Origin of the sequence: Streptococcus mitis SK597 (assembly GCF_000148545.1) — a bacterium.
Taxonomy (GTDB): domain Bacteria; phylum Bacillota; class Bacilli; order Lactobacillales; family Streptococcaceae; genus Streptococcus; species Streptococcus mitis_C.
Genome location: NZ_AEDV01000018.1, coordinates 23,157 through 37,284, shown reverse-complemented (window position 1 = coordinate 37,284; position 14,128 = coordinate 23,157). Strand labels below are relative to the sequence as shown.

Genomic DNA, 14,128 nt, shown 5'->3' with positions numbered 1-14,128 from the left:
ATTGGAGAGTTTTTTGATGAGAGTAGATATTTATAGAACTCAATTTGACACCATACTTTTTCTATGATAAAATGTAACAAATTTATTTACAACAAATCAAAATCTAAATGGAATGGAATTTTTTATGAAATCACTCAAAGGACTACTCTTTATCATAGCTAGTTTTATCCTGACTATTTTGACTTGGATGAACACTCCTCCCCAATTCATGATTCCAGGACTAGCTTTAACAAGCCTATCTCTGACCTTTATCCTCGCCACTCGTCTCCCACTACTAGAAAGCTGGTTTCACGGTTTGGAGAAGGTCTACACCGTCCACAAATTTACAGCCTTTCTCTCCATCATCCTACTAATCTTTCATAACTTTAGTATGGGCGGTCTGTGGGGCTCTCGCTTAGCTGCTCAGTTTGGCAATCTTGCCATCTATATCTTTATCAGCATCATCATTGTCGCCTATTTAGGCAAATACATCCAATACGAAGCTTGGCGATGGATTCACCGTCTGGTTTATCTAGCTTATATTTTCGAACTCTTTCACGTCTACATGATGATAGGTAATCGTCTCCTTACATTTAATCTTCTAAGTTTTCTTGTTGGTAGCTATGCCCTTTTAGGCTTGCTAGCTGGTTTTTATATCATTTTTCTATATCAAAAGATTGGCTTCCCCTATCTAGGGAAAATTACTAATCTCAAACGATTAAATCACGATACTAGAGAAATTCAAATCCATCTTAGCAGACCTTTCAACTATCAATCAGGACAATTTGCCTTCCTAAAGATTTTCCAAGAAGGCTTTGAAAGTGCTCCACATCCCTTTTCTATCTCAGGAGGTCATGGCCAAACACTTTACTTTACTGTCAAAAATTCAGGCGACCATACCAAGAATATCTATGACAATCTTCAAGTCGGCAGCAGAGTAAGCGTAGACAGAGCTTACGGACACATGATCATAGAAGAAGGACGAGAAAATCAAGTTTGGATTGCTGGAGGCATTGGGATTACCCCCTTCATCTCTTACATCCGTGAACATCCTATTTTAGATAAACAGGTTCACTTCTACTATAGCTTCCGTGGAGAGGAAAATGCAGTCTATCTAGATTTGCTCCGTGACTATGATCAGAAAAATCCTAATTTTGAACTCCATCTAGTAGACAGTAGGAAAGACGGCTATCTTAATTTTGAACAAAAAGAAGTGCCCGAACATGCAAGCGTCTATATGTGTGGTCCTCTTTCTATGATGAAGTCACTTGCCAAACAGATTAAGAAACAAAATCCAAAAACAGAGCTTATTTACGAAGGATTCAAGTTCAAATAACCACTCATACTCTCCTGGAATTTCCCAGGAGTTTTTTCTACGCAATCTCAAAAAACACTGCCAGATTTCTCTAGCAGTGTTTTGAGTTTTATTTATCTTAGTAAACTGTTTTTTCAGTTTCTACATCGAAGAAGTGGGCTTTGTTCAAGTCAAATCCAAGTTCAACTGTTGCACCTGTTTGCAAGTAGTCACGAGCATCAACTTTAGCAACAAATTCGTCTTTACCAACTTGGCAGTAAAGGTGAGATTCTGAACCAAGCAATTCTGATACAGAGATAGTAGCTTTCACAACTGATTCTGGGAATGTTTCAAGGAAAGCAGGTTCTGCATTCACGTCTTCTGGACGGATACCGAAGATCAATTCTTTACCTTCGTAGCCTTTTTCACGAAGAACTTTCAATGCTCCTTCTGGAACTTTCAAACGGAAACCGTCAGAAACAATTTCGCTACCAACTAATTTCACATTGATGAAGTTCATTGCTGGGCTTCCGATGAATCCTGCTACGAATTTGTTAACTGGGTTTTTGTAAACTTCTTGAGGAGTACCGATTTGTTCTACACGTCCGATAGTACCTGTACCAGCAGGGTTCTTAGTTGCTGACATGATAACGATACGGTCTGCAAGTGTCATCGCTTCTGTTTGGTCGTGAGTTACGTAGATAGTTGTAGCTCCGATACGACGGTGGATTTTCGCAATTTCAGCACGCATTGATACACGAAGTTTGGCATCCAAGTTTGACAAAGGTTCGTCCATCAAGAATACTTTTGCGTCACGAACGATCGCGCGACCCATGGCAACACGTTGACGTTGACCACCTGAAAGATCAGCTGGTTTACGTTCCAAGAATTCTTTCAATCCAAGGATTTCAGCTGCTTCTTGCACACGTTTGTCGATGTCTTCCTTGCTGTATTTACGCAATTTCAAACCGAAAGCCATGTTATCATAAACAGTCATGTGTGGGTAAAGAGCGTAGTTTTGGAATACCATGGCGATGTCACGGTCTTTTGGAGCTACGTCGTTGACAACCACGCCATCGATAGATGCAGTACCTTCTGTGATGTCTTCAAGACCAGCAATCATACGAAGAGTTGTTGATTTACCACATCCTGAAGGACCTACGAAAACGATAAATTCTTTGTCTTTGATGTCCAAGTTGAAGTCTTCAACTGAGTAGTGTTCGCTGTTTGGATATTTTTTGTAAATGTTTTTAAGATTCAATTCTACCATGAGGTGAACTCCTTTTGTCTTTTGATAGTTTTATTATAGATGAAAACGCTTTACATTTCTATGGCAAGATGACCAAAAAAATAAAAAAGTTCTGTGCAACTTGCACAAAACTTTAGAGAATATCTGGTAAAATCAACTGATAACACAAGATCAGGTCAGTCAATTCCTTCAACTGAAGCCCTGTCAATTCTTCCCATTTATCAATCTTGTATTGGAGAGAATTGCGGTGCAGATAGAGTTGCTGGGCTGTTTTAGTGAGAACAGCACTATTTTCCCATAGAGAGAGAATGATTTCCTGAATCTGATCTTGATCCAAAATCATCTGGTGCAGGCATTCTTTAATGACTCTCAGGTCCACGAGTCTTTCTCCCATACTCCAAAGATAGAGCTGAGAAAAAGTATGAACACCTTGGTGACCCTGACGCCACCAAGTCTTAAACAAATCCCGCTCTGCTTTGATCAAGTCTGATAGGGCTTGATGTCCCGTCTGAGACCAAACCTGGCCTAACATGATAGAGAGACGCAGTCCAAAGTCATACTCCACTGCTTCAATCGTATCACTTAAAATAGCTCGTACAGAGGTGTACTTATCTTGTTGGAGAACAAAAATGTAATCCTGCGCTCCCACCTGTAGCACTGTCTGACAGTTAGGAAAAAGGGTCCGCATCATATCTAGCCAAGAAGCTAGATTTTCCTGCTGAAAATAGGAAAGATGACAATAGGCCAACTGAATCTTTTTAAAAGTTTGTGGTGCTTGTCCCTTGCCCTCAATCAGAAAAGAATACCAAGGATTGAGCGAACGAGCCTGCTCCTGCTGGGTCAAAAGGGAAATCAACTGCTTTTCACGCTCACTGAGCCCAGTTTCTTCCAGCAAAATCCACTGTTGAGAAGCTAAAGGGAGGGTAAGATATCCCTCTTTCTCTACTGGTTGGTCTGAAATCTGTGCTTCAGGAAACCAGTCTTGTAGTTCTTTTGACATCATGTCCTAATCCTCCACTGTTTGGATGCACCACGAAATCAAGCTCTCAAGACGTTCCAGATTTTCAGTCATATGAAGATAGCCCATCACAGCTTCAAAACCTGTGGACATACGGTAAGTCACCACATCAGCATTTTTAGCCTTTGTGTGACTATTGGTATTGCGACCACGTTTGTAGATTTCTTCTTCTTTTTCCGTCAGGATTTGCTCCTCTAACATAAGGGAAATCAGGCGGGCCTGAGCTTTGGCCGACACATACTTGGTCGCTTCTTGGTGGAGTTTATTGGGTTTGGTCATGCCTTTGAGGATGAGGTGACGGCGAATATACATGGAATACACCGCGTCCCCCTCAAAAGCTAACGCAATCCCGTTAATGAGATTGACATCAATCACGTGTCCACCTCACTCCATCTTTGGTATCAAGGAGCTTAATCCCTTGAGCAGCCAATTGGTCACGGATCTGGTCCGCTGTCGCAAAGTCACGATTGGCACGCGCTTCTTGGCGTTTTTGGATCAAGGTTTCAATCTCTGCATCCAAAACTTCCTCAATAAAGACAATTCCAAAGACCTCTAACATAGCCGCAAGAGCTTCCTTAACACTTGCATCATAGTTACCTGAGTTAATCCATTTGGCCATTTCAAAGACGACTGTGATACCATTGGCAGCGTTGAAATCCTCATCCATAGCAGCTACAAACTTATCTTTAAATGCTTGTAATTCTTGGGCGTCCACATTTCCTGTAAATGGTTGCTCATAAGTATTCTTCAGATACTTTAGATTGGTCTCTGCATCACGCACTGCCTTTTCCGTAAAGTTGATAGGCTTGCGATAATGCTGAGTCGCAAAGAAGAAACGAAGTACTTGTCCATCAATAGTCTTGAGAGCATCATGAACGGTGATAAAGTTACCCAAGGACTTGGACATCTTGACATTGTCGATATTGACAAAACCATTGTGCATCCAGTAGTTAGCAAAGGTCTTGCCTGTTTTGGCTTCTGACTGGGCAATTTCATTGGTGTGATGTGGAAACTCAAGGTCAGCGCCACCACCGTGAATATCAATGGTATCTCCCAAAATTTCAGTAGACATGACCGAACACTCGATGTGCCAGCCTGGACGACCCGGTCCCCAAGGACTGTCCCATGAAATCTCTCCTGGTTTAGCAGCTTTCCATAAAGCAAAGTCTACAGGATTTTCCTTACGAGCTGTTTCTTCATCTGTCCGACCAGAAGCTCCCAGCTCCAAGTCTTCCAAGGTTTTATTTGCTAATTTAGCATAGTTGTGGGATTTTTCCACACGGAAGTAAACATCCCCTTGACTCTCGTAGGCAAAGCCTTTTTCAATCAACTCTTCCACAAAGCGGATGATATCAGCCATAAATTCCACTACGCGTGGATGGCGGGTCGCAGGCTTGACACCCAAGGCCGTCACATCCTCACGAAAGGCAGCGATATACTTATTCGCGACCTCCTGAGGTGTGATACCTTCTTCCTTGGCGCGATTGATAATCTTATCATCTACATCTGTAAAATTGGAAATATAGGCAACCTCGTACCCACGGTACTCAAAATAACGACGAATCGTATCAAAAGCCACCGTCGAACGGGCATTTCCTACATGGATATAGTTGTAAACCGTTGGCCCACAAACATACATCTTAACTTTGCCGTCCTCAATCGGGACAAATTCTCGCAAATCACGAGACATAGTGTCATAGATTTTAATCATAAAATAATAGTCAGGAAAGCCAAAATCCAAGAACAGTTAATTTCATCACTAAGAGTTCAATTGAATTTCAGTCCGAATGTCTCTACACTTCGGAATCCCTTGCTCCTTTCTCATTCAGATAAACCACCTGAGTCTGTTTGACAAAGCCAATTTTTTCATACAAGCGCTTGGCACCTACATTGCTATCTTCCACTGCAATCTGAAATTCCTTGTCATTTTGCTCAATTAGTTGGTTGACAAGGGATTTTGCTAAGTAGCTTCCATAGCCTTTCCCACGTTCAGGTTCAGATATTGCTAAACCGTAGAAGTAATTCGTATTGCTCGATAAATCAACTGTACAAGTTCCAATAACCTGACCGTCTTTTAACAAAATATATAAGCGACTTTCTGGATCCTTCAGAGCTTCAGCGACATATCTATCTACAACTTCTCTCGATTCATGTTCCTCTGAAAATGCCTGAAATTTTAACTGACTAATTTGATTTTGATACGAACTATCTGCTAACAAAACTTCAAGATTGGAAACATTTGCTAACGTATAAGGTTTTCTATCCTTACCTAACCAAGTTTCTGTCTCTTCATCCTCGACCAATCCCCAGTTGCTAACAAAATCAGGATGACGTTCTAGAAAAATACGTTCTGTCTGAAAAGTCACTGAACGAATAGGAAAAGAAGCTGTTTCTCTCTCAAAACTAGTAAACAATGCACGCGCAATCCCCTGACGGCGATGATCTGGATGAACCAGTATCGTCACTTCCACATCTTGGTCATCTGCATAGACAGTTAATAAACCAACAAGTTCGCCTTTTTCATAACAAAGGAAAAAGGCGGGCATGTTTGGGTCAAAATTAAGCATGTTAGAGAGATAGGGATCACGATAGGTATCGTCATAGTTTTGGCAACAGTTAATTAGTTTTTTCGCCTCAGATAGCTCCTCTTGGCTTAACTTGTTTCTTGCTTGAATCATATAGGTATCCTCTACAACCCAGACGATCTGTGACTGGCTTCTTTAGCCTGCTCGAGTTTATTGACGTAGTACTCTCGTTTTTCTTCGACTTCGTGAATGACCGGCTCATCCTTTTTACCATGTACACGGACAATCTTAGCAGGAATACCGACAACCGTCACATCACTAGGTACGTCTGCTACGACAACTGCTGCTGCACCGACCTTAGCATTTTCGCCGATTTCCACTGGTCCGATAACTTGGGCATGAGCCGATATGAGAGCTCCCTTTCGAACGGTCGGATGGCGTTTGCCACAGTCTTTTCCTGTCCCACCAAGAGTTACTCCGTGGTAAAGCATAACACCTTTTTCAACAATAGCAGTCTCTCCGATAACCAGGCCTGAACCATGGTCAATAAAGACTCCAGAGTCGATTTGAGCACCCGGATGAATCTCAATCTGAGTCCAAAAGCGCCAAAACTGACTGTGCATACGAGCCAAGAGTTTGAAGCCATGCTTCCAGAGAAAATGCGAAAGACGGTGGGCCGCCAAGGCCTTGACACCTGGATAAGTCAGCAAAACCTCCAAAGTGGTGCGGGCCGCTGGATCATTTTCTTTTACGATATCAATGGTTTCGCGCCACCATCCCATACATTTCTCCTTTTCTTATTCTGAATCTTTTGGTGTTTCTGTAAATTCTTTCTTAGGTTTGTGATCCTTGTGATGACGTGGGCGGTGAGGTCTCTCAGACTTTTCGCCTTTTTCATCACGTTCAGGTTTTGGAGGACGAGGAAGAAGGGCTTTCATAGAAGCATCCACACGTCCTTTTTCATCAATCTTGATAACCTTAACATCAACTTCATCCCCGATTGCTACCAAGTCTTCGACATTATTGGTACGTGTCCAAGCCATCTCAGAGATATGAACAAGGGCATCCGTCTTGTCAAAGAGGTTAACAAAAGCACCAAATTTCTCGATACGAACGACTTTAGCACGGTAAACTTCGTCTACCTTAGCTTCACGAACCAAACCAGCAATAATTTCTTTAGCACGGTTAATAGCATCTTGATCGCTAGAGTAGATAGACACATTTCCTTCTTCATCGATATCAATCTTAACGCCTGTTTCAGCGATAATCTTGTCGATAGTTTCTCCACCTTTACCGATGACAATCTTAATCTTGTCCACATCAATCTTGATCGTATCAATTTTCGGAGCAGTTGGAGCCAATTCTGGACGAACTTCTGGAATGGTTGCTTCAATCACATCAAGAATTTCAAAACGGGCTTTCTTGGCTTGGGCAAGAGCCTCAGTCAAGATTTCTGCAGTGATTCCTTGAATCTTGATATCCATTTGAAGGGCTGTAATCCCATCACGAGTACCTGCAACCTTGAAGTCCATGTCTCCAAAGTGGTCTTCCAAACCTTGGATATCTGTCAAGACAGTGTAGTTGTTTCCATCTGAGATAAGTCCCATGGCAATACCAGCTACTGGCGCCTTGATTGGCACACCACCAGCCATAAGGGCAAGAGTTCCAGCACAGATAGAAGCTTGAGATGAAGAACCATTTGATTCCAAGACTTCTGCTACCAGACGGATAGCGTATGGGAATTCCTCCAAACTTGGCAAGACTTGAGCAAGGGCACGCTCACCGAGAGCACCGTGACCGATTTCACGACGACCTGGCGCACCGTAACGACCTGTTTCCCCTACAGAGTATTGTGGGAAGTTATAGTGATGCATAAAGCGTTTCTTGTACTCTGGGTCCAAACCATCGATGATTTGAGTTTCCCCCATCGGAGCCAAGGTCAAGACTGAAAGTGCTTGAGTTTGGCCACGAGTGAAGAGACCAGAACCGTGTACACGAGGAAGGAAGTCAACAACCGCATCCAAAGGACGGATTTCATCGACCTTACGACCATCAGGACGTACCTTGTCTTCTGTGATCAAACGACGCACTTCAGCGTGTTCCATTTGTTCCAATATTTCAGCCACATCACGCATGATACGGTCAAATTCTTCGTGATCCGCATATTTTTCTTCGTAAACGGCAGTAACTTGGTCCTTAACTGCTTGAGTTGCAGCTTCACGAGCCAATTTTTCTTCTACTTGGACCGCTTTTTGGAGGTCACTGTTGTAGGCTGCGATGATTTCAGCTTGCAAGTCCGCATCTACATGAAGTAATTCTACTTCTGCTTTTTCCTTACCGACAGCAGCAACGATTTCTTCTTGGAAGGCAATCAATTCTTTAACGGCTTCGTGTCCTTTCAGAAGAGCTTCCAACATGATTTCTTCTGACAATTCTTTGGCACCAGATTCTACCATGTTGATAGCGTGTTTGGTACCAGCTACTGTCAATTCAAGGAGCGATTGCTCTGCTTGTTCTTGCGTAGGGTTGATGATGATTTGGCCATCTACATAACCCACTTGGACACCAGCGATTGGTCCGTCAAATGGAATATCTGAAATAGAAAGCGCCAAGGATGAACCAAACATTGCTGCCATTGGAGCAGATGCATTTTCATCATAAGAAAGCACGGTGTTGATAACTTGGACTTCATTACGGAAACCTTCCGCAAACATAGGGCGGATTGGACGGTCAATCAAACGTGCTGTCAAGGTCGCATCTGTTGAAGGACGTCCTTCACGTTTCATAAAGCCACCAGGAAACTTCCCAGCTGCATACATTTTTTCTTCGTAGTTGACTTGAAGAGGGAAGAAATCCCCAGTTGCCATTTTCTTAGACATCACGGCAGCAGTCAAGACAGTTGACTCACCGTAACGCACGACAACAGAGCCATTTGCTTGCTTAGCAACCTGACCAGTCTCTACAATCAACTCACGACCCGCAAAAGTCGTTTGAAACACTTGTTTTGTCATTTTAATCCCCTTTGGATTGATGAAATTATACGCCTTGCCTACAAAAATCAAGATACTAAGCCGTTAAGCAACTCAAAGGAAAATAGGAAATCGAACGACGGAGCGAATGCTCCTAGGTAGATTTATCTTTTTCCACAGAGTTGTAGGCGAGTTCAATTACACAAGATACTAAGGGCATGAAGAATCCCGTATGAAAATAGGAGATTGACGCAGTGTGCGATGCGCACCAGGAAATCTATCTTTTTCACTAGGGATTTAGCCCGTGTTCAATTACTCAAGATACCAAGGACGTCAAAAGCAAAGTAGAAATAGGAAACTGACGAAGTCTTCGATGAAGACAAGACAGTTTATCTTTTTTCCTAAGAAATGAGGCCAAAATTCAATTAAGTATCTTTTTGATATTTCCCTGAAATGGTGCGGACGGGAGGTAAAATTATCCAGTGGATGATTTTAGAAATCCAATGGAATTTCAATGGTAATTTTTAATTACTTCGCCTTTTCATTTCTATGCTCAGGCTAAAATAGTGCCCCGAACTATTTTACTCTCAAAAATCCCGTCTTAGATAATAATATTGTTATCATCTAGGATACCACGATAGCGTGAAATATCTTTTAAATACTCACTCCGTTCGTATTTTTGAGACACACATTATCAGATTTTGTTTAAAAAATAATCAACTTTAAACAAACTTCTACAACCTAAATACCCTCATCTTTGTATCAAGTACGTACAGAGTCTATTTTATCATATTTTTCTTAAAAAGTGCGGTCTTTACCATTAAAAAGGAACCATTCCCCTCACCTGAGAAGAATGGTTTGCTTTTTATTATCCGAGAGACTGGTGATTAAACAAGGCATGAGTCGCTTGGTGGATGTATTTTGCTGTATCCGCATTGTTCATGGTGTAGAGATGCACACCGGCAACATCCTGAGTTACCAAGTCCACGATTTGGTCCACTGCATAGGCAAGTCCTGCTGCTCTGAGCGACTCAGGGTCATGCTCATACTTGTCTAAGATGGCTTTAAATTTGCGTGGAAGATGGATATTCTCACAAGTTTTCAAGAGGCGGAGAGCCTGATTTCGATTCAGAATTGGCATAATCCCTGCATGAATGGGAACATCAATCCCAGCCAAGATGCACTTGTCTTGGAAATCATAGAAGCGCTCATTGTCAAAGAAAAGCTGAGTTACAAGGCTCGAACAGCCTGCATCCACTTTCTTCTTAAGATTTTGAATATCTGAAATCTGATTTGATGAATCTGGATGGCCTTCTGGATAACAAGCACCAACAATATCAAAGTGAGGGGCTTGTTCCTTGATGAACTCGATCAAGTCAGTTGCGTAGCGGAAATCCTTTTGTGGTTCCACATCAGGAATAATATCCCCACGAAGAGCCAAGATTTTCTGCACCCCAACCTTGTCCAAGTCTGCAATAGTTTCAGCAACTTTATCCTTGGTCAAATAGATGGCTGGCAAGTGAGCAATAGTAGGAATCGCCAAGTCATTTTGGATAAAGTCAGCCAAACGAACCGTCGTTTCCTTGATATTAAATTTATTATTGCTGGCAGTTACACTGATAAAGTGAGGAGCCAACTCCTGCATATCTTGAAGAGCAGAAATAATGTTATCATTACCCACGGCTGGGTTTGGAGGGAACACTTCAAATGAGAGTGACGGTGTTTGGCGTGACATAGTCATTATCCTTTTCTAGTTGATTTTTTCGTTAGCTGGACTCTTAGAATCCAAATGAAACAGGCAGATTGACCAAACAGTGCTTCTAGAGAAATCCTTATCTTACAATTTCTCACGCGCAGCTTTAGCTGCTTCAACAAGGCGGACCAAGCTTTCTTTTGTTTCTGGAATACCACGTGTTTTCAAACCACAGTCAGGGTTGATCCAAACTTTCTTGCTTGGCACTTTAGCAAGGATGGCTTCGATTGTATTGTCGATTTCGCCTTCATTTGGCACACGAGGTGAGTGGATATCGTAAACCCCAGGTCCCACTTCTGTTTGGAAGTTTTTCGCTTTGAGTTCGTCCAAGATTTCAAGGTTTGAACGACTAGCTTCAAAGGAAATAACGTCTGCATCCATGTTATCGATAGCTGGGATGATATCTGTAAATTCTGAGTAACACATGTGAGTGTGGATTTGAGTATCTGGCGCTACTGTTGAGTGTACCAAGCGGAAGGCAGGAATTGCCCAGTCAAGGTAGTCTTCGTACCAGTCGCTACGACGGAGTGGCAATTTTTCACGAAGAGCAGCCTCGTCGATTTGGATGATTTTCACACCAGCAGCTTCAAGGTCAAGTACTTCATCCTTGATAGCAAGGGCGATTTGAAGAGTAGAATCCTTGATAGAGATGTCTTCACGTGGGAATGACCAGTTGAGGATGGTAACAGGTCCAGTCAACATACCTTTAACAGGTTTGTTTGTACGGCTTTGTGCATAGCTAGACCATTTAACAGTGATAGGGTTAAGACGAGTTACATCACCCCAGATGATTGGTGGTTTCACCCCACGCATACCGTATGATTGTACCCAACCATTTTTAGAGAAGAGGTATCCTGACAAGTTTTGACCGAAGTACTCAACCATGTCATTACGCTCAAATTCACCGTGAACAAGGACATCAAAGTCGATATCTTCTTGCCATTTGATCCATTCGTCAATTGTTTCAGCAAGGAAAGCGTCGTACTCTTCTTGAGACAATTCACCTTTACGGTAAGCCAAACGTTTAGCACGAACTTCTTTTGTTTGAGGGAATGAACCGATAGTTGTTGTTGGAAGAGCTGGAAGTTTGAAAGCTTCTTCTTGGATAGCTTCACGTTCAGCAAATGCTGGCAAACGAGTGTAGTCTGCGTCTGTCAAGCCAGCAATACGCGCACGAAGTTCAGCATTTTCACCAACACGCTCAGTCGCAAAGAGTTCTTTGTTAGCTGCAAGTGCTTCTTCACCTTGACCATTGCGGATAGCATCCAAATCACGGATTTCATCCAATTTTTCAACTGCAAAGGCAAAGTGGTTCAAGATTGCTGGTTCAAATTCTTCATTAGCAGTTGTAAATGGCACATGAAGAAGTGAGCATGAGCTTGTTAAGACAATGTTTTCAGTTGGGATTTGTTCAAGAACAGCCAAGCTCTTTTCATAGTTGTTACGCCAGATGTTTTTACCATTGACGATACCCGCATATAGAGTCTTGTCAGCTGGGAAACCACCTTTAACGAGTTCAAGAGTTTTCTTACCTTCAACGAAGTCCAAACCGATAGCATCAACTGGCAAGTTTACAAGGTCAGCGTAGACGTCACGAACGTCACCGAAGTAAGTTTGAAGCAAGACTTCAAGACCTTTTTTGTCAGCCAAAAGCTTGTTGTAGAGGTTCAAGAAGAGAGCTTTTTCTTCAGCTGTCAAGTCTTTTACAAGAGCCGCTTCATCCAATTGGATACGAGTCGCACCAAGTTCAGCCAATTTAGCAAAAACTTCTTGGTAAGCAGCTACTAAGCTGTCTACAAAGTCTTCTGCTTTCACGCCTTCTTCAAAATCTGACAATTGAAGGAAAGTGAATGGACCTACAAGAACAGGACGAGTGTTCAATCCAAGCTCTTTCGCTTCTTGGAACTCATCGAAAATCTTGTGACCTGCAAGTTTAACTTGAGTGTCTTTTTCAAATTTAGGAACGATGTAGTGGTAGTTGGTGTTAAACCATTTCTTCATTGGGAGGGCGCGAACGTCCCCTTTTTCTCCTTGGTAACCACGTCCCAAAGCGAAGTAGCGCTCAAGCTCAGACAAGTCCAAGTTTTGAACTGAAGCAGGTACCACGTTGAAAAGGAAAGCTGCATCTAGGAAGTTGTCATAGTGAGAAAAGTCATTTGATGGAATTTCAGTGATGCCTTTTTCTTTGACAATGTTCCAGTGTTTAGCACGCAAGTCTTTTGCTGCTGCCAAGAGTTCTTCTTCTGAGATTTCTTTTCTAAAGTATTTTTCAGTTGTAAATTTTAATTCGCGGAATTCGCCCAAACGAGGGAAACCGATGATTGTAGTTGACATGATGTGTCCTCCAAAATTTGTTGTTGAAACTATCTTAACAGAAAAGAAAGCGTCTGTATAATTGTAAAAAATTAGGCTTTGATATAGTTTGAAACTATATCTCTGTTTTAAACAAAAGAAAAAGACCTGAGACAAATGCCTCAAATCCTTTGTGTAGCTTGTTTTATAGCTCTATTTCAGTTAGACTGTTCAAATGCATTATTAGTAATTCTTATAAGTGACTATGGCTTGTTATTAGAAAAGACTATAGCTCAATCCCCTTCTCTCGGAGATTAGCTAAACACTCCTCATAGTAGGTAGCGTCATGTTCGCTGTATATAGGACTGGTCAATTTCTCCTCTGCTAAATCTTCATAGAGAGGGCAGGTCTTCCCTCGGTAGTTCTTGTCCAACCACTCTGGACTGACCCTAAAGCCTCGTTTAACCATTTCCTCCATAATCAAGTCATGATAGGCATAGAGACGATAGGGCGAGTGGGTAAAGACATAGTCAACCGTCGCATGCTTTCTGCCCCAGCCATTGCCACGGAGGGCGCAGCACTCTCTATGTTGTCCCAAGAGTTGAGGACGGGGAAGCTGTGAAATCAAAGCCTCATGCCAAAGTCTCATGGGAGTCTCCTTTCAGTAATGTCGAATGCTGCAAGTAGGTATTTGGATAGCGATCAAGCAAGTCTCGAGTCTTAGTGTTCAAGTCTTCCTTAGAAGCCTGACCAAAGCGGTAGCGATCCAGCAAGAGCATATAGTCCTTGCGCTCGGCATCTGTCGCTTTCTTTTTAAAATAGCCCCAAATATGCTGAAAAGCATTGCAAACCTGCCCCCTGTGTTCTGAGATTTGACAGGCATGGTCAATCATCTCTTTAACCTTACTCACCTCCACCACTTCCTGCTTTAGATACTGGCGAATCTCATTGTAAATATTGCTGGAATGACCCAAAACGAGGTATTTATTTTCCGCCCAGAGTCGCTGACAAAGGGCACGTTGGTTGTTATTATTCATATACATTATATT

General features: G+C 42.2%; 12 protein-coding genes. 1 reads left to right on the top strand and 11 read right to left on the bottom strand.

Annotated elements, in window-relative coordinates:
- Positions 1 to 124 precede the first annotated feature (124 nt).
- Positions 125 to 1,315, top strand: coding sequence for a ferredoxin reductase family protein (locus tag SMSK597_RS05220; protein ID WP_000838555.1), 1,191 nt, complete (start codon positions 125 to 127; stop codon positions 1,313 to 1,315).
- 97 nt (positions 1,316 to 1,412) lie between these two features.
- Here SMSK597_RS05220 and SMSK597_RS05215 read toward each other — a convergent pair whose 3' ends face one another.
- From SMSK597_RS05215 to SMSK597_RS05165, 11 genes are all read right to left on the bottom strand, one after another.
- Positions 1,413 to 2,543, bottom strand: a complete 1,131-nt coding sequence (locus SMSK597_RS05215) for an ABC transporter ATP-binding protein (protein WP_000229952.1) — start codon at positions 2,541 to 2,543, stop codon at positions 1,413 to 1,415.
- A 112-nt stretch (positions 2,544 to 2,655) separates the two neighbouring features.
- The gene (locus SMSK597_RS05210) at positions 2,656 to 3,525 is read right to left on the bottom strand and encodes a helix-turn-helix domain-containing protein (RefSeq protein WP_000987099.1); all 870 of its coding nucleotides are present in this window, start codon (positions 3,523 to 3,525) and stop codon (positions 2,656 to 2,658) included.
- Between the two features lie 3 nt (positions 3,526 to 3,528).
- Positions 3,529 to 3,915: a Mini-ribonuclease 3 gene (locus SMSK597_RS05205; RefSeq protein ID WP_000567918.1), complete on the bottom strand. Its 387-nt coding sequence runs from the start codon at positions 3,913 to 3,915 to the stop codon at positions 3,529 to 3,531.
- A complete protein-coding gene (cysS, locus tag SMSK597_RS05200) occupies positions 3,908 to 5,251 on the bottom strand; it encodes a cysteine--tRNA ligase (protein ID WP_025169662.1) in 1,344 nt (447 codons plus the stop codon). Before cysS ends, SMSK597_RS05205 begins: the two co-directional genes overlap by 8 nt.
- 82 nt (positions 5,252 to 5,333) lie before the next feature.
- Positions 5,334 to 6,218, bottom strand: a complete 885-nt coding sequence (locus tag SMSK597_RS05195; protein ID WP_000613643.1) for a GNAT family N-acetyltransferase — start codon at positions 6,216 to 6,218, stop codon at positions 5,334 to 5,336.
- Positions 6,219 to 6,229: 11 nt separating this feature from the next.
- The gene (cysE, locus tag SMSK597_RS05190) at positions 6,230 to 6,847 is read right to left on the bottom strand and encodes a serine O-acetyltransferase (protein ID WP_000539983.1); all 618 of its coding nucleotides are present in this window, start codon (positions 6,845 to 6,847) and stop codon (positions 6,230 to 6,232) included.
- Positions 6,848 to 6,862: 15 nt separating this feature from the next.
- Positions 6,863 to 9,076: a polyribonucleotide nucleotidyltransferase gene (pnp, locus tag SMSK597_RS05185; RefSeq protein WP_000166424.1), complete on the bottom strand. Its 2,214-nt coding sequence runs from the start codon at positions 9,074 to 9,076 to the stop codon at positions 6,863 to 6,865.
- Between the two features lie 826 nt (positions 9,077 to 9,902).
- The gene (gene metF, locus SMSK597_RS05180) at positions 9,903 to 10,769 is read right to left on the bottom strand and encodes a methylenetetrahydrofolate reductase [NAD(P)H] (RefSeq protein ID WP_004237506.1); all 867 of its coding nucleotides are present in this window, start codon (positions 10,767 to 10,769) and stop codon (positions 9,903 to 9,905) included.
- Positions 10,770 to 10,871: 102 nt separating this feature from the next.
- Positions 10,872 to 13,121 carry a 5-methyltetrahydropteroyltriglutamate--homocysteine S-methyltransferase gene (gene metE, locus SMSK597_RS05175; protein WP_000108235.1) on the bottom strand — a complete coding sequence of 750 codons (2,250 nt, stop codon included), beginning with the start codon at positions 13,119 to 13,121 and terminating at the stop codon, positions 10,872 to 10,874.
- Positions 13,122 to 13,365: 244 nt separating this feature from the next.
- On the bottom strand, positions 13,366 to 13,728 hold the full coding sequence (locus tag SMSK597_RS05170) for a TIGR02328 family protein (protein ID WP_001241792.1): 363 nt from the start codon (positions 13,726 to 13,728) through the stop codon (positions 13,366 to 13,368).
- Positions 13,712 to 14,116 carry a YbgA family protein gene (locus SMSK597_RS05165; protein ID WP_025169661.1) on the bottom strand — a complete coding sequence of 135 codons (405 nt, stop codon included), beginning with the start codon at positions 14,114 to 14,116 and terminating at the stop codon, positions 13,712 to 13,714. Before SMSK597_RS05165 ends, SMSK597_RS05170 begins: the two co-directional genes overlap by 17 nt.
- Between the last annotated feature and the right edge of the window lie 12 nt (positions 14,117 to 14,128).